The sequence below is a fragment of the Erysipelatoclostridium sp. AM42-17 genome, from assembly GCF_003480255.1.
GTDB lineage: Bacteria > Bacillota_I > Bacilli_A > Erysipelotrichales > Coprobacillaceae > Faecalibacillus.
The window spans coordinates 45,388-61,752 of the sequence record NZ_QUIN01000011.1 but is presented as its reverse complement, the minus strand read 5'-3'; the positions used below and the strand labels follow the sequence as shown (position 1 = coordinate 61,752).

Below are 16,365 nucleotides of genomic sequence, written 5' to 3'. Positions count from 1 at the left end.
TCCCCTAAAGTAGACCCCCAAAGTTGAACCCCCTAAATTATTTGAATAGCCCACAAAAAGTGATCAGACTTTTATAATAATTCTATGTATTTTTGTTTCCTTAGCTCTTCATTATTTACTATTAAATCAATATCAGAAATTGTAGCACCATCTTTTATTAAAACCCTAACTAATTCTATAAATTTTGAATCATCTAATTTTGAATTAACTAATTTATCATTTAATGATAAAGAATCAAATATATTGATTGCTATACGTTCAATTACGGGAACAACAACTGAGTTTCCTGCTTGTTTGTAAAGGCGTGCGTTACTTTGATCTGGTAAATGAAAATTTTTCGGAAATCCCTGCACTCTAAAGCACTCCAATGGTGTCAATTTTCTAATACGGTTATCATCAGTTAATATTAATGGTACATTATGACCACCAGTTCCCATATTAGCTGTTAATGTTGGAACAACATTACTTTTATTTTCCCTTACGTACTTCCTTCTCCATTGGTAAATACTATTATGATTTGTAATATCTCTTTCCAAGATATCATAAAATTTACATTTATCAGCTGAATAGTAATATTTTTCGTCTACCTTTTCTGAAAAATCAATAACATTTCTAATCGAATTAGTTAATTCAATAGGCATTGGCATAGAAAAATGTTCTTTATCTTTTTCATCTCTAAACGCTACAATATATATTCTCTCCCTATTTTGTGGAACATTACCATATTCACATGCATTTAATACTCTATAGTCACATTGATAGCCTAGTAAATTTAGTTGTTCACAAATTACTCTAAAAGTTTTCCCCTTATCGTGTCCTACTAAATTTTTTACGTTTTCAAACAGTGCAACTCTTGGACGTCTAGCCTTCATTATTCTAATTAGTTCAAAGAATAAATCTCCGCGTCCCTGATCATCTTTAAAACCTTGTTGATATCCAGCTATACTAAATGCTTGACAGGGAAAACCTCCTATCAATATATCAAAATCTGGTATTTCATCAGGTTTCACATCATGAATATCTCGACAATCTACTTTTAAATCAAAATTCATTTCAAACGTATCTGCCACGTAACGATCAATTTCATTAGCATATACTGTTTCAAAACCTGCTCTTTCAAAGCCTAAATCAATTCCACCAACACCAGCAAAAAAACTAGCCACTTTATATCCCATCAAAATCACCATAAACATGTTAACACATATCGCGGCACGCCGCAATTGTTTTCGTATTCATTTTAAAATTTCACTTACTTCTGTTTTTTATAAATAAATTCTGATATCATTTTCTTAAGAGGTAATCTTATGAACAAATATACATATTCAAAACAACGGAACAAAGCATATTACTATAACGATATATCAGAATTTATTAAAGATGATGCAAGAGAAATTTTACATTCATTAATTCAACATTCATTTAAACAGTTTGATGATACAAACAAAGAGCAAAATGATGCTTGGAAATCTCAAATACAAGAATTACAATCAAGATTAAAAAAACATGGTATAGAAGGCGATATTATATTTGAATATGATATTATTCGATTGGGCAAAAGAATAGATGTCATTCTTTTAATTAGACATATGGTTTTCTCACTTGAATTTAAAAATGGAAAATCTGCTTTTACAGCTCTTGATGCCCAACAAGCAGAAGATTATGCTATTGATATAAAAAATTTTCATAAAGAATCTGAAAATTTATATGTTTGTCCAATATTAATTGCCACTGATGCTAAGCCATATACGAAGCAACAAACAATAGGACATTATCCAGACAAACAAATATATCTTCAAAGAGAAAATATAGAAACATTAGTTCCAAAGGTTAACAAGATTATAAACACATATGGAACAAATGAAAAAATTGATTTTGATAAATGGTTTAATTCGCCTTATTACCCCACTCCTACCATTATTTCGGCTGCAGTAGAAGCTTATAAAACTCATTCATTAACAGAAATTGCAAACTCGGAAGCAGGTCAAGAAAACATTGATGCTTGTGAAAAACAGATATCTAGACTAATAAGAGAAGCAAAAGAGAAAAGTCAGAAATATATCTGCTTTGTCACAGGTGTACCAGGTGCGGGAAAAACACTTGTTGGTCTAGACGTAGTTGCAAAAAGTTTAGATAAAGACAAATCCGAACTAAGTGTTTATCTTTCAGGAAATGGACCATTAGTGGATGTGCTAAGAGAAGCATTAAAAATAAGTTCAAAATCTGAGGGACTCAAATCAAAACAAACTGACGCTTCAATTAATGCGCTAATACAAAGTAGTTTTGGCTTTAAACGTGATAATGCTACTTCAGATAAGCCTACAGCTGAAAAAATCTTAATATTCGACGAAGCTCAAAGAGTTTGGAATAAAGAAAAAATGTCTAAAAAGCACAATGATGATATGTTACGTGTAAGTGAACCACACTTATTAGTTGACATCATGAATAGACATAAAAAATGGGCAGTAATCGTTTGTCTTGTTGGATTAGGACAAGATATATACGATGGTGAAGTAGGCATAAATGAATGGTTTAGAACATGTATAGAGGATTTCAAAGAATGGCATATGTTTTATTCACCAAAAATATTCACTCAAATAGAAGATAAAAATATAGACAAAAAATCAATATTAAATTGTACTCGATGTCATCCACTAGAGCATTTGCACTTATCTACATCAATAAGATCTTTTAGATCAAATAACCAAAGTAAATTTGTCGATAGTTTGCTAAATAACGATATAGAAAATGCATCAAATTATTATAACGAAATAATCAATAAATACCCTATTTATATTACACGAAATATCAACCAAGCAAAAAAATGGGCGCACTCGCAGGTTAGAGGTTCACAAAGGTGTGGAATTCTTGCTTCAAGTGGTGCACAAAGGCTCAAATCGGAAGGAGTCTATGTTCCTAAAGATATTAATCACGTAAAGTGGTTTTTAGCTGAACCAAATGATGTAAGATCTTCAAATATGATGGAAGTTGTTGCTAGCGAATTTAAAGTACAAGGATTAGAAATTGATTGGGCAGTTGTTTGTTGGGATGCTGATCTTAGAAGAAAATCTGATAAATTTGATTGGGATTATTACTCATTTAGGGGAACAAAATGGAATAAACGCAATAAACCAGAATTACAGCGTTATCTAATCAACTCATATAGAGTACTATTAACAAGAGCTAGGCAAGGTATGGTACTGTTTGTTCCTAAAGGCGTTGACCCCGAAGAAGATCCCACAAGAAATAGTTTGTTTTATGAAGGAATATATAAATATCTTAAATCATGCGGTATTAAAGATTTACCAAAACAATAAAATTGAAAATAGCATATATAATAATAAAGGGATATACTATTGATATATTAATATACGTAAAGATAAGGGGTGAATATATATGCTAATGGAAATCTATTTAAGTGAAGAAAAAGCAAATAAAAATAATATTGATTTAGATGAATGTTATCAAAAGATAGATAAGTATTTTAAATCACGTGGCGTAAAGATTGTATCAAGAGGTATTTATAAAGGTGTTAGAAAAGATTTTGAAACTTTTGCTATTGCACAAGGATCATTACCTGATACACCATGGTTTTTAAAAGTAGTAGATCAATGGTATATAAGTTATTTTGGAGATGGACCTGAAAGCCCAGAATATAGGTCAGATGCATTAGACTCTTATTATCGAATTACTAAACAAACAAATGAATACATTAGAAAGCAAAAAGTCTATTATTGACAACTGGTACTCAGTTGATTAAAATGTAGATGCATAAAAAAATATACTGAGTATATTTTGTAAGGACTGTGTAGCAATACATCGTCCTATTTTTTTATATAAAATGTAATTATGTAGTCTAACTTTATATTATCCATTTTCTCATAATCTATATTATAATAAGAAAAAGGAGAATGATTTTATGGAAGAATTTATTTTATCAATAGATCAGGGAACAACGAGTACTAGAGCTATCTTGTTTGATAAACAAGGAAAACTAAGATACTCATCACAAAGAGAAATAACACAATATTTCCCTCATCCTGGTTGGGTAGAACATGATGCTTTAGAAATCTATCAATCAGTCATAGAAGTTGTACAAAGTTTATTCATTGAAAATAATATTAAAGCAAACCAAATAAAAGGAATTGGTATTACAAACCAAAGAGAAACAACTGTAGTATGGAATAAAAAAACAGGTCAACCTATTTATCATGCTATTGTCTGGCAATCACGTCAATCTCAAGATATATGTGATCAACTTATTCAAGAAGGATATAGTGAATTTATACAAAATAAAACGGGTTTACTTATTAATCCTTATTTTAGTGCCAGTAAGATTAAATGGATCTTAGAACATACTCATGAAAACAAAGATGATTTATTATGTGGTACGATTGATAGTTGGTTAGTATGGAAATTAACAGGTGGAAAGGTTCATGTGACTGATTATAGTAATGCTTCTAGAACATTACTTTATAATATTTATGATTTTAAATGGGATGAAGAATTATTAGATTTATTTTCTATTCCTCAATCTATGTTACCAGAAGTAAAGGATTCTTCTTGTATATATGGTTATAGTGATGAATCTTTACTTACTGGTTTACATTTTAAAGCCCCTATATGTGGTATTGCTGGTGATCAACAAGCATCCTTATTTGGTCAAACATGTTTTCATCATGGCGATGTTAAAAATACATATGGCACAGGATGTTTTATGTTAATGAATACCGGACATCAACCTGTTCATTCTAAAAAAGGCTTACTTACAACAATCGCATGGGGCCTTCATCATCAAATTACTTATGCTTTAGAAGGATCCGTCTTTGTCGGTGGTAGTGTTATGCAATGGCTAAGAGATGGTCTTCATCTCTTTGATAATGTAGCTTGTAGTGAAGAAATGATTAAAGATTTAAAAGATAATGAAGGGGTTTATTTAGTTCCTGCTTTTGTGGGTTTAGGTACCCCTTATTGGGATAATGATGTAAGAGGGACATTACTAGGTCTTACAAGAGGAACAACTCAAGGCCATATTATCCGTGCCGCTTTAGAATCCATTGCATATCAAAGTAAAGATGTCATTGAAACTATGAAAGAAGAATCTAAACTAACATTAGATCACTTATTTGTTGATGGTGGTGCTACTGCCAACCACTTTTTGATGCAATTTCAAAGTGATATGCTCAATACTCAAATACTGATTCCTCAAGTAAAGGAAACAACGGCGTTAGGTGCTGCTTATCTAGCAGGACTCGCTATTGGTTTTTGGAAAGACCAAGAAGAAATAAAACAACTTCATACTATTTCTACAACCTATAAACCTAGCATGTCTTTAAAACAACAAACTCAAAACTATGAAGGTTGGAAAAAGGCTATTGCTGCAACAAAAGTATTTAAATAACCAAAAAGCTTGTATCCAAATACGATACAAGCTTTTCTTATTTAACCATGTCTCTTACAAATTCAACAACTTCGCTATTTTTCTCTTGAATATCTGAATCATTCATCATCTCATCTAAAGTCATCCAATAATAATGTTTATTATTAATAACAAAATTATCCTTTTCCATCATGGGCAATAATGGCTGAATAGTCATAATATATAATTTATGATTATAGACTCTATTTTCATTGTGACTTACAGAATACTTTTCCTGTATTCTAGAAGCAATATATTGACAAGATAAAGATGATACGTCTATATCTAAATCTTTACTAACAGCATTAAGAATAAACTGTTCATTATTTACTTTTTGTGTTTTATAATTTAAAAACAGTTTACATTGCCATCTTTCATCATCATATAGTAAATAATGTTCACTATGTTTAATGATAACAAGAGAATGATTATGCTGTATGAGATTTAAATTGTTTATATCAACTATTAAATTTTCATGGTCATATTTTTTCATCATACTTCTTTTTCCTATCTTCATTAAATATATTATTCCAATAAGAATAAATATAGTCTTGATTTGATTTCCAGATAGTAACCCAATTTGATCATATTGCGCTGTTAAAACAGACAATATAAATGATACTGCTGCTATCCATGTATCAAAAGTTACTTGATTTCCTATATAATCCCTTTTTTTCTCTACTAGTAATTCTAAATCCTTTGTATCTATTAATAATCTCATTGCTTTATTAATCTTTCCAAAATTATAACTTAATCCCCAACAATATACAAGAAATATAGTTTTTAGGGTATCGGATTAATTAATAATTTCACCTCCCATATTTATATATAAAATATAAGTTATTTTTTCTTCTATTTATTAAAAAAAAGGTTTTTGGTTTGATTTTCTTCAACTTTTTTTAGTTCTTTCGTAACAGCCTCTTGAGAATATTTTCTCTAAGCATCGTCAATTTATTATTTTGCTCTTTGACCATCTTCTTTAGTTTGATCAAAACTTCTCATTATAATATGCTCCTTATCTTATATGTATATTATTTTAAGCATATTAACTATTATAATAAATATATTCTTTTATGACTCATTATTCATCTTTTCTAAAAATGCACGTATTGTTGTTACATATTCATCTACATTAAGAACAGTAGAAAGATGCCCTCCAGATATATATTTGATTTCTGGTTGATGCATAAGCTGAATAAGATCTTCTTGCATCTTGCCTGAAAAGAAATCTTGGTTTGGAAGAATAAGCAATATTTTACCTTCTAATGCTTTAAAATCATCTTTAGTAACTGGAATTTGATTCATAACATCAGCTAACAATCCTGTAATATGAACATCTTTTTCTTTAGTGTAATCTTTAAAAATGGTTTCAAACATATCTCTAGCATAGTTGATTTGTTCTTGACTTTCTCCTCGAATATGCCCCATTCCTAATTTAATAAGTCTTGGTTTTAATTTCTCATAGTTACAATGTTTCATATAAAATAACATGATCGGTGCAAAAAAATATTTCTTTTTAAGACTCTTAATTGTATTAGCGTCTAATCCGCCGGTAGAGATTAAAACAAGTCCTCCCACTTCTTGAGGATATTTTTGCACGTAGATTTGAGCAACCATCCCACCATCACTAGCACCAATAAATATAGGATCAATAATGTTAAGCTTGTTAAAAAAGGCATGTATTCCTGTTACTAACTCTTGATTTGTTTTCAATGTTTGGGGATAGTCAAAGAGTAAAACTTGATAATCTTGAGCTAAATTATCTACATACTCCATCCACATTTCTAAAGTATTCATTCCCCCATTTAACATCACTAATGTTTGACTATTCTTATTTTCGCTTAATACATACTTAAATGTATTACCATCAATATTTATATTTTTATATGTATGGCTTGCTTGAAATGACTTTAAATCTTGAGAATATGACATATCGTTTTCCCCTTTCATAATTAAATGGCATTAGTTAGTCATATCTAACCAATGCTATTTTAACATATCTTGAACATAATTTCTTTAGTCTTATAGACAAAAAAGCTATTCTTGAATTTATATTTATCGGCAAAAATATGAATATTTAACACGATGTATTTGATGTTTTTTTGCTGATAAAGGAAAAAACCTTTAGTTAAACTAAAGGCTTTTTATCATAACAAACTGATATGGCTTTAAGGTTTTATCTTGATAATTGTTATAGTTATCTAGTAAGATATGTCCTTTTATATCAGGAATATCTTGAATCTTATTTGTAAAGTTACATAAACATATGATTTCTTCACCTTGATATAGACGTTTATAACCAATGACTTCATCATTCGTTTCTAATTCTTTAAAATCACCATAAATAAGTGTATCTTCTTGTTTTCTAATAGAAATCATTTGTTTATAGAAATGATAGATTGAATGAGGATCATGGATTTGACTAGCTACATTGATTGTATCTTGACTCCCTGTCATTTTAATCCATGGTTGCTGATCACTAAAACCACCATATTCACTATTATCCCATTGCATTGGTGTTCTGGTATTATCTCTACTTCTTAAATTAAGAAAATGCATCGCTTCATCTTTACTGAAGCCTTCAGCTAAAGCTCTTTGATATTGTCCATGACTACCTATGTCATCAAATTCATCAATGCTAGTTCTTTCAAAGTTTTCCATTCCTATTTCTTCACCTTGATAGATAAATGGTGTCCCTCTTAAGTTAAAGAACATTCCCGCTAACATAGTTTGACTATAATAAGAATGATCTTTTTTATCTAAGATAAATTTATTAATTGCTCTTGGTTGATCATGATTCTCTAAAAAGCTTGCAATCCAACCTAATTTTTGTACTTCCCTTTGACTCGTAAATAACAATTCTTTAAATTGTTTTATCGTCCAATTTTGTCTTCTAAACCATTCTTCATCTTCACTAATATCAAAATTACAATAATTAAAATCAAACATCATTGAAAAACAACCTTGTTTGCCAATAAAGATACCTAAATCAGAATACTTAACACCTACAGCTTCAGCTACTGTCATACAATCATATTTAGCGAAAGTTTCTCTTTTTAATTCATCAAAAAATACTTCTATTCCTGGTTGATTTCTAGCATAGGCAAAACAAGCACTTAAACCATCTTGTCCATCAACTGGTCCATCTAAATATCTTTGATCTTTTTTAATAAAGTTGATCGCGTCTACTCTAAATCCGGCAATTCCTTTTTCTAGCCACCAGTTAATCATCTTGTATAATTCTTGTCTTAATTTCGGATTCTCCCAGTTTAAATCAGGTTGTTTTTTTGAAAAAGAATGAAAATAATATTCATCTCTTCCTTCCACCTTTTGCCATACTGAACCTCCAAATACCGATCTCCAGTTATTGGGTTCTTTCCCATTTACTGAAGGTTTAAAGATATAATAATTATGATAAGGACTATTGGAATCTTTTAATGCTTCTTTAAACCAAGCATGTTCATCAGAACTATGATTGATGACTAAATCCATAATAATCTTAATTCCCTTTGCTTTAGCCTTTTCTATCAATTCATCCAAGTCTTTCATTGTTCCAAATTCAGGATTAATATCATAATAATCCGATATATCATAACCATTATCATCCATAGGTGACTTATAAATAGGACATAACCATAATAAAGTCACTCCTAAATCTTCTAAATAATCTAATTTTTCAATAATCCCTCTTATATCACCTATTCCATCATGATTTGAATCCTTAAAACTCTTAGGATAAATCTGATAAGCGATTTCTCTTTTCCACCATTGCTTTTCCATCATCAAGCCTCCTTATCTTTATTATATCTAAATTGTTTTATTTTTTTGAAGAAAACGATGAATTATTTTTATATATAATAACGAAGGGTATAGATTGACTTCAATAAGATAAATAGATATTGTAAAAATAGGAGTGTGATAAAATGTTAATGGAAATCTATTTAAATGAAAATAAAGCTAAATCAAACCATATTGATATTGAAGCATGTTATCAAAAAATTGATTATTATTTTCTATCCCGTGGTGTAGAAATTATATCTAAAGGTATTTATAGAGGAACAAAAAAGGATTTCAATACCTTTGCTTTAGCCCAAGGCTCTCTTCCTAGATCATCATGGTTTTTAAAAATAGTAGATCAATGGTATATTAGCTATTTTGGCGATACACCCGATAGTCCAGAATATAGATCAGATGCTTTAGCTTCATATTATCGTATCAACAAGCAAACAAATGAATACTTTAAAAACCAAAAAAGCCATTAATTTTGATTTAAGTGTTTCTGCATTAAAACAACACTACCCTTCAAATAATTACAATAAAAGTTGGTATGACATTAAAAATTATCTCCAACAAAACAACTTTTGCCATAGGCAATACTCTGGTTATGTTTCGAGTAGTACTATTGAAATGACAGATGTCATTGAAATAATTATAAGTATGTCTTTATATTTTAAATGGCTTCAATATTGTGTAAAACAATTTGATATCACTATAGTAAGTGATCAATATAGCATGTTAGAGTACATCCACCATCAGATTTTGTTTTAATTAACCAATACATATAGAAATGAGTATTATTTTTATTGTTTTTTAAACACTATTAACCAGTGTATAATATAGGAAGAAAATACGTATGATAGTACGTAAGAAAAGAGTTCACTTCAAAAGTGAACTCTTTTAGTTTAATTTATGGTGTTTTTTCATGTATTGATAAACAATGATACAAATAATAGCTGATAATAGAGAACCAGCTGGTGATGCTAATCCCATTGGAAATAGATTATCTGGAAATAGATAAGAAGCCAAATATGCACCCGGTATCCTTACAGTTAAAATAGATATAAAATTATGAATAAATGAAATGATCGAATAACCATAAGCTGTAAAGTAACCACTAAATCCAAATGAGATTGCAGCAAAGATACAATCAAATATATAAGATCTTAAATATTGTCCCCCATACATAATCACAATCTGTTCTTGGCTAAATAATGAAACAAGTGGTTTAGAAATAAATTGGCAAAGGATAGTAAATAAAATCCCAAAGCTTAACGCTATAATAATGCCATATTTAAGGGTATCTTTCGCTCTTTGATGTTGTTTTGTTCCAATACATTGAGCACATATTGCTGAAATAGCTGATAACATACTTGAAGGTACCAAGAAGCAAAAGCCAATAATTTTTTCAACTACCCCAACTGCGGCAGCTACATCGACCCCTCGACTATTAGCGATAATGGTGATAATTATAAATGAGATTTGAATAAACCCATCTTGAATACAAATGGGAAATCCTATTTTAATTACATCTAAAATGATAGATTTTTTTACTTTAAAATCTTCTTTATGTATTTGAATTAACTTTCTTTTATAAATAACAATGAAAGCAATGATAACACTCATGACTTGGGCTCCTACCGTTCCCAGTGCTGCTCCCATGGCATGTAAATCAAAGTAACCAATAAACAAATAATCTAAAACAATATTAAAGAAACAAGCAATCGCAACAAAGTACATTGGACTTTTAGAATCACCCAGTCCTCTAAATATTGAACCCATAACATTATAAGCAACAATAAAAGGAATACCTAAAAAACAAATTGTAAGATAATACTTTGTTTCTTGAATTGCTTCTACTGGTGTCAACATGACATGAATAATAGGTTGAATACACAATAATAGAACTCCCGTTAAAACAATAGCCATGATTAAAAACAGGATAATCGTATTTCCTATTGTTTGTCTTTTTTCCTATTCCCTTCTTTCACCAACGTAACGCCCTATCATGACAGTAGAACCCATTGCCAGTCCAACAATCATCACCGTTAACATATGCATGACTTGGCTACCAATAGAAACCCCTGATAAAGAAGCTGCCCCATTATATTGACCAACAATAAATAAGTCAGCCATCCCATAAAATGTTTGTAAAAGGTTAGCTAATAAAAAAGGAAGTGAAAAAGTAATAATATTTTTTAAGGCACTGCCTTTCGTTAAATCTTTTTGCATAAGTTGTCCTCCATGCATCATTATAACGAATACTATTAAAAGATAAAGAAAAAAGGTTAAGAATAATTCTTAACCTCAACTCAATATTATTTACGTTTGAACAATGATTTAATTCCTCTTTTAAGAACTTGAAAGAAACTTAATGAACGTACCATGTTTTCAGATGGTATATAGTGATTAATTGCTTGTAAGGTTTTTCTATTATCACGGGTTGAAAAAATAAAGTTTCCATTATTCTTAGTTACTAAAGCAAAGCGAGGAATCCATTTTCCTTTAAACATCACTGATGCAATGACACCAGTTACTTCACTCCAAGGAATCTGAATATAATCACTTATATTTTTATCATTATAATATTCAAAGGCTTCATCGCCAATCATGGCTTGACCATAACTGGCCATACCAAGATAAGATGTAGCTTTAATTGTAAGGTCGACTTTTTTATTTAATGATTGTACCATAATGTTCCTCCGTAAATATTGAGTTTATTTTTACATAATTCCTGCTAATCTAGCTAAGATACCTACTACGAATAATGCAATGATAATAACGATAGGAGATACTTTTTTCTTTAATAACCAGCAGCATAATAATGTTAATAATAAAGCTGCAAGTCCAGGAATTAATTGATCTAAGTTTTGTTGTAAAGTTGTCACTTTAACTTTGTCTAATCCATTTGCTCCAAGAGCTGCATATTGAGTTAATGCTGATTTAATACCAGCAGCACCACCTTTGATTGAACTCCAATCAATGTAAGCACCTTGAGATTGAGTAACTCTTGATACAACTGGTGTAAATGAAATACTTACCCAACGTTGTACTAAAGCACCAATGATGAACATACCTAAAATTGATGCACCTTGAGTGATTTTACCAAGTAAACCACCAGATAAGTCTTGAGCAATAGATGTTCCTACTTTATATCCAAATTCTTGAGTATACCACAAGAATGCCATACGAATAATATTCCAAGCAAAGAAGAATAATAATGGACCAACAATATTACCACTTAATGCAAGAGATGCACCTAAAGCTCCTAAAATAGGTCTTAAAGTAAACCAGAATACTGGATCTCCAACCCCTGCAAGAGGTCCCATCATACCAACTTTAACCCCTTGAATAGCTTGATCATTGATTGCTGCTCCATTAGCTCTTTCTTCTTCTAAGGCTAATGTAACCCCCATAACTGGAGCTGATACATATGGATGTGTATTATAGAATTCCAAATGTCTTTTTAAAGCTTCAGATTGTTCTTCTTTAGTTTTATATAATTTTTTGATAGCTGGAATAATTGAATAACACCAACCACCATTTTGCATACGTTCATAGTTCCATGATCCTTGAAGGAACTGATGACGCCAACAAACTGATAAACGATCTTTTTTAGATAATTGAATTTTTTCTGCCATTTTTCTTTCCTCCTTCAAGATTAATAATCATTTAAGATATCACCTAATGGGTCTCCAGATCCTGTAGATCCTCCACCATTAGAACCACCATTTTCTTTAAGTCCTAAATAGATTAAAGCAAATGCTACACCTAATACACCTAAAGCAATTAATGTTAATTGACTTAATGCTGCTAATACAAAACCAATAGCAAAGAATGGCCATGTTTCTTTAGTAGACATCATATTAATAACCATTGCATAACCTACAGCGGCAACCATTCCACCACCAACAGTCATACCACCTGATAACCAAGCTGGCATTTGATTTAATGCTCCAGTAACTACAGAAGCAGGAACTACACATAAAGCAGCAGCAGGAATAGCAATTCTGATACCTTGTAATAAGATAGCTAATACTTGCCACATTTCTACTTTACGAATATCACCTTTTTCAGCAGCACTGTCCATGAAATGTACCATTGGAATTGCAATAGTACGACAAATCATAGTTAAGAATAAACCAGCTACTGAAAGTGGAATTGCAACTGCGATTGATGTAGAAATAGCAGTTTGTGTATTAACAGTTCCACCATTTAAACCTAAAACCATAATGATTGCTGATGCAACAGAAGCTAAAGCAGCATCTGGAGCAACGGCTGCACCTACGTTAGCCCAACCAAGTGCGATCATTTGTAAAGAACCACCTAAGATAATACCTTCAGTTAAGTGTCCTGATACTAAACCAATTAAAGTACACGCTACTAGAGGTTGATGGAATTGGAATTCATCTAAAATACCTTCCATACCTGCTAAAAGCGCAACGATAACAATTAAAATAATTGTAATTGCAGACATTTATATTTCCTCCCTTTTACATTCCTAATTCACTTTTTGCTTTATTAAGTAAACTATCCATACTTTCTTTAGAATCTGCTGGAACTTTACGTACATCAAAAGTAATTCCTTTTGCTTTTAATGCTTCTAAAGTTTCTACATCTTCTTTACCCATAGCGATAGCTTTATTTACAACCACTTTACCAATTGAATGAGCCATTGATCCAATATTTAATTCTTTAATATCAACTCCACCTTCAATCGCTTTTAAAGCATCTTGAGGAGTTTCAAATAATAACATTGCTTTTGTATTACCAAAGCGTGGATCTTTAGCCACTTGAATCATTTTTTGAATTGGTACAACATTAGCTTTAACACCTGGAGGTGCTGCTTGTTCAATCATTTGTTTACGTAAATTATCATGTGCTACTGAATCGGATACAACAATAATACGATTTGGTTGTGTTGTTTTTGTCCATGTAGTAGCAACTTGTCCATGTAATAAACGTGTATCAACACGTGCTAATACATATTTAATATGACCATCACCAATGACTGTTCCTTCAGGAATAGCTCCTGTAGGTTGTGCTTTTTCAACTTTAACTGCTTCTTCTTTTTTAGGTTCTAAAGTTTCTGGTTTAACTTTAACCCCTTCTCTAGCAACTTCACAAATATGAGTTGCAATTTCATGTGCAGTTTCCATAGACATACGTGATGCATAAGCCTCAATTAACATCGGTAAATTTAAACCTGTTACGATTGCCCAATGATCTTCATGTCCATTAATCAATCCATTAGATTGATTAAATGGAGTTCCACCCCATAAATCAACTAAGAAAAGTACTTCTTCCTGATTTTCAAAGCTTGCGATAGCTTCTTCGATTTTAGCTTTTAAATCATCAGGACCTTCACTTGGTTGTAAAGTCACAGCTTTAACATCTTTTTGTTCACCAAAAATCATAGAACCTGATTGTAAGATTCCATTAGCGAATTCACCATGACTTGCAAGAATAATTCCTACCATCTTTTTTCCTCCCTTTCTTTTTACCTAATAACGTAAAAAAAGCAGGCAAACTATTAAAATAAGATACAATGATATTAGTATATCTTATAAAAATAGTTCATGCCTGCTTAGAGTAACACACTATTAAGTATTCACTTTTGACTACGTTATTTATGATAGCACTTACTTTTTTTATTGTCAATCATAATTATTATTCTTTTCTCTTAAAAATTAAACATATTCTTTGGTTTCTACTGATTTCATTTGTTCTATTAAATTATAAATAATAGAGATGTTTGTAGAAAATGCTATATGTTTTGCATACTGGTATTTTTTACAATAGTTTCTCCATAAATTTTGTAATGATGAATCTAAATTTAATTCATCCAATATCTCATTTGCTTTATCTAGTAAAGAATAAGTTCCCCTTTTGTTACATGTTTTTTCAAATGCTGAAGCTAAATTCACATAGTTAATTGATTCTTTATAATAATCAAAAAGAATAGTTACATCATAAAAATCTCTCATTCGTGTATTTAAAATTCCTCGAGATAGTATTGTTTGTATCTTTTCTGCAAGAATTGTTTCTAAATTATATGACCATAATTGAATGGTACGATTTTCTAATAATAGTGGATATTCATATTTAATTTCACTTGGTGTAATCATATCACCCGTTGATATATCAATTTTAATTGGAACAACTAAATTTTCCAAATTAGCATTTAGATGAATACGAATACCTGGGTATTCCATATTATCCATAATGTTTGATACATCGTTTAAAATAAATTCAATATTATCATCTAGTTTAATATCTTTAATCTCGTATATAATTTCTGTAATTTTCTCTTTTGTTAAGTCGAAATTCCGTATTGAAGTATCAATATCCATTGTTGCTTGCATCGATATACCTATCATTGAAGTTACAAGTATTCCGCCTTTTACAATGAAATCATCCTTATATTTTGAATATGTTATTCTTTCAAGAAATCGTTCCATCATATAAATACGCATCAAAGTAATAGGATCTGCTTTGTTTTTCTTTGCTATATTTTTAATTCTTCCTTTCACTTGTGCAGGAGTTAAGTACATTATAATAGTACCTCCAAATATTGTCGTACTAATTTTTCTATTCTAAATACTTTTGCATAAGTCATTAATTGATTTAAATCTTTTTCTTTACTTTGTACATAAGTTTTTAGTGCCATTGTGAAATCTTGAATCTCAAAATTGTTACGACTTCTTATTAAATCACATATCGTTCTTTCCAAATCATATATAGGTATCTCATGTCCAAATTGATTCTTAACCATTGTTTTACCAAGATTTAATAAATCTTTTTTTACTGTGTACACTTTATAACCAGAATCGGTTAAAGATGTAGGATTATAACCACTATAAATCGTGATAGAATGCACAAAAGGTTCTCGATCAACTAATCCATAATAATATAAAGCATCATCATGAGAAATAACACCTTTAGGACATCGTAAAGATAAAGTATATGCCTCATCTTCTAATACATCTGGTGCGATATAAATCCCCGGTCCGACATTTTCCATATGATGTTTTTTTATAAAATTATAAATAGTTTGTCTTGAAATATTCATATCTTTTAAACTTTTAATATTCAAAACACCGTGATTTACATAATAATTTACATTACTCATCATCTCACCTCGCATTTACATTCTTGCTAATATTATAAAT

14 protein-coding genes and 1 pseudogene are annotated in these 16,365 nt (G+C 30.3%); 4 read left to right on the top strand and 11 right to left on the bottom strand.

From position 1 onward, the window contains the following. Positions 1–71: 71 nt before the first annotated feature. Positions 72–1,175, bottom strand: coding sequence for a DNA cytosine methyltransferase (locus DW911_RS05810; protein ID WP_118431355.1), 1,104 nt, complete (start codon positions 1,173–1,175; stop codon positions 72–74). A 129-nt stretch (positions 1,176–1,304) separates the two neighbouring features. On the opposite strand from DW911_RS05810, the gene DW911_RS05805 reads away from it, so the two are divergent. The 3 genes from DW911_RS05805 (at position 1,305) to glpK (ending at position 5,398) form a co-directional block, all read left to right on the top strand. Continuing rightward, positions 1,305–3,314, top strand: coding sequence for a DNA/RNA helicase domain-containing protein (locus DW911_RS05805; protein ID WP_118431357.1), 2,010 nt, complete (start codon positions 1,305–1,307; stop codon positions 3,312–3,314). A 79-nt stretch (positions 3,315–3,393) separates the two neighbouring features. Beyond that, positions 3,394–3,735 (top strand): hypothetical protein, encoded by a 342-nt coding sequence (locus tag DW911_RS05800; RefSeq protein WP_118431359.1) that lies wholly within the window; start codon positions 3,394–3,396, stop codon positions 3,733–3,735. Positions 3,736–3,916: 181 nt separating this feature from the next. Then, positions 3,917–5,398: a glycerol kinase GlpK gene (gene glpK, locus DW911_RS05795; protein ID WP_118607576.1), complete on the top strand. Its 1,482-nt coding sequence runs from the start codon at positions 3,917–3,919 to the stop codon at positions 5,396–5,398. Positions 5,399–5,435: 37 nt separating this feature from the next. Here glpK and DW911_RS05790 read toward each other — a convergent pair whose 3' ends face one another. The 3 genes from DW911_RS05790 to DW911_RS05780 form a co-directional block, all read right to left on the bottom strand. Beyond that, complete coding sequence (locus DW911_RS05790) at positions 5,436–6,137, bottom strand: hypothetical protein (protein ID WP_118431363.1); 702 nt, start codon at positions 6,135–6,137, stop codon at positions 5,436–5,438. Between the two features lie 350 nt (positions 6,138–6,487). After that, a complete protein-coding gene (locus DW911_RS05785; protein ID WP_158568148.1) occupies positions 6,488–7,348 on the bottom strand; it encodes an alpha/beta fold hydrolase in 861 nt (286 codons plus the stop codon). A 201-nt stretch (positions 7,349–7,549) separates the two neighbouring features. After that, positions 7,550–9,199, bottom strand: coding sequence for a glycoside hydrolase family 13 protein (locus DW911_RS05780; protein WP_233543023.1), 1,650 nt, complete (start codon positions 9,197–9,199; stop codon positions 7,550–7,552). Positions 9,200–9,339: 140 nt separating this feature from the next. On the opposite strand from DW911_RS05780, the gene DW911_RS05775 reads away from it, so the two are divergent. After that, positions 9,340–9,678, top strand: coding sequence for a hypothetical protein (locus DW911_RS05775; protein ID WP_118431369.1), 339 nt, complete (start codon positions 9,340–9,342; stop codon positions 9,676–9,678). A 415-nt stretch (positions 9,679–10,093) separates the two neighbouring features. Here DW911_RS05775 and DW911_RS05765 read toward each other — a convergent pair. The 7 genes and pseudogenes from DW911_RS05765 to DW911_RS05735 form a co-directional block, all read right to left on the bottom strand. Next, positions 10,094–11,425 (bottom strand): annotated as a pseudogene (locus DW911_RS05765) (MATE family efflux transporter). 86 nt (positions 11,426–11,511) lie between these two features. Further along, positions 11,512–11,886, bottom strand: coding sequence for a DUF956 family protein (locus tag DW911_RS05760; RefSeq protein WP_118431373.1), 375 nt, complete (start codon positions 11,884–11,886; stop codon positions 11,512–11,514). A 30-nt stretch (positions 11,887–11,916) separates the two neighbouring features. Next, positions 11,917–12,834, bottom strand: a complete 918-nt coding sequence (locus DW911_RS05755) for a PTS system mannose/fructose/sorbose family transporter subunit IID (protein WP_118431375.1) — start codon at positions 12,832–12,834, stop codon at positions 11,917–11,919. A gap of 20 nt (positions 12,835–12,854) precedes the next feature. Beyond that, on the bottom strand, positions 12,855–13,670 hold the full coding sequence (locus DW911_RS05750) for a PTS mannose/fructose/sorbose transporter subunit IIC (RefSeq protein ID WP_118431377.1): 816 nt from the start codon (positions 13,668–13,670) through the stop codon (positions 12,855–12,857). A gap of 16 nt (positions 13,671–13,686) precedes the next feature. After that, the gene (locus tag DW911_RS05745) at positions 13,687–14,673 is read right to left on the bottom strand and encodes a mannose/fructose/sorbose PTS transporter subunit IIA (RefSeq protein ID WP_118431379.1); all 987 of its coding nucleotides are present in this window, start codon (positions 14,671–14,673) and stop codon (positions 13,687–13,689) included. A gap of 210 nt (positions 14,674–14,883) precedes the next feature. Continuing rightward, the gene (locus tag DW911_RS05740) at positions 14,884–15,747 is read right to left on the bottom strand and encodes a nucleotidyl transferase AbiEii/AbiGii toxin family protein (protein ID WP_118431381.1); all 864 of its coding nucleotides are present in this window, start codon (positions 15,745–15,747) and stop codon (positions 14,884–14,886) included. Further along, positions 15,747–16,325: a type IV toxin-antitoxin system AbiEi family antitoxin domain-containing protein gene (locus tag DW911_RS05735; protein WP_233541806.1), complete on the bottom strand. Its 579-nt coding sequence runs from the start codon at positions 16,323–16,325 to the stop codon at positions 15,747–15,749. The genes DW911_RS05740 and DW911_RS05735 overlap by 1 nt, the downstream gene beginning before the upstream one ends. Between the last annotated feature and the right edge of the window lie 40 nt (positions 16,326–16,365).

What these genes read in the sequence shown, in the direction of transcription:
- DW911_RS05755 (WP_118431375.1), bottom strand. Translation starts at nt 12,834, where the DNA reads ATGGCAGAAAAAATTCAATTATCTAAAAAAGATCGTTTATCAGTTTGT.
- DW911_RS05800 (WP_118431359.1), top strand. Translation starts at nt 3,394, where the DNA reads ATGCTAATGGAAATCTATTTAAGTGAAGAAAAAGCAAATAAAAATAAT.
- DW911_RS05735 (WP_233541806.1), bottom strand. Translation starts at nt 16,325, where the DNA reads ATGAGTAATGTAAATTATTATGTAAATCACGGTGTTTTGAATATTAAA.
- DW911_RS05790 (WP_118431363.1), bottom strand. Translation starts at nt 6,137, where the DNA reads ATGAGATTATTAATAGATACAAAGGATTTAGAATTACTAGTAGAGAAA.
- DW911_RS05740 (WP_118431381.1), bottom strand. Translation starts at nt 15,747, where the DNA reads ATGTACTTAACTCCTGCACAAGTGAAAGGAAGAATTAAAAATATAGCA.
- DW911_RS05750 (WP_118431377.1), bottom strand. Translation starts at nt 13,670, where the DNA reads ATGTCTGCAATTACAATTATTTTAATTGTTATCGTTGCGCTTTTAGCA.
- DW911_RS05780 (WP_233543023.1), bottom strand. Translation starts at nt 9,199, where the DNA reads ATGATGGAAAAGCAATGGTGGAAAAGAGAAATCGCTTATCAGATTTAT.
- DW911_RS05745 (WP_118431379.1), bottom strand. Translation starts at nt 14,673, where the DNA reads ATGGTAGGAATTATTCTTGCAAGTCATGGTGAATTCGCTAATGGAATC.
- glpK (WP_118607576.1), top strand. Translation starts at nt 3,917, where the DNA reads ATGGAAGAATTTATTTTATCAATAGATCAGGGAACAACGAGTACTAGA.
- DW911_RS05805 (WP_118431357.1), top strand. Translation starts at nt 1,305, where the DNA reads ATGAACAAATATACATATTCAAAACAACGGAACAAAGCATATTACTAT.
- DW911_RS05785 (WP_158568148.1), bottom strand. Translation starts at nt 7,348, where the DNA reads ATGTCATATTCTCAAGATTTAAAGTCATTTCAAGCAAGCCATACATAT.
- DW911_RS05775 (WP_118431369.1), top strand. Translation starts at nt 9,340, where the DNA reads ATGTTAATGGAAATCTATTTAAATGAAAATAAAGCTAAATCAAACCAT.
- DW911_RS05760 (WP_118431373.1), bottom strand. Translation starts at nt 11,886, where the DNA reads ATGGTACAATCATTAAATAAAAAAGTCGACCTTACAATTAAAGCTACA.
- DW911_RS05810 (WP_118431355.1), bottom strand. Translation starts at nt 1,175, where the DNA reads ATGGGATATAAAGTGGCTAGTTTTTTTGCTGGTGTTGGTGGAATTGAT.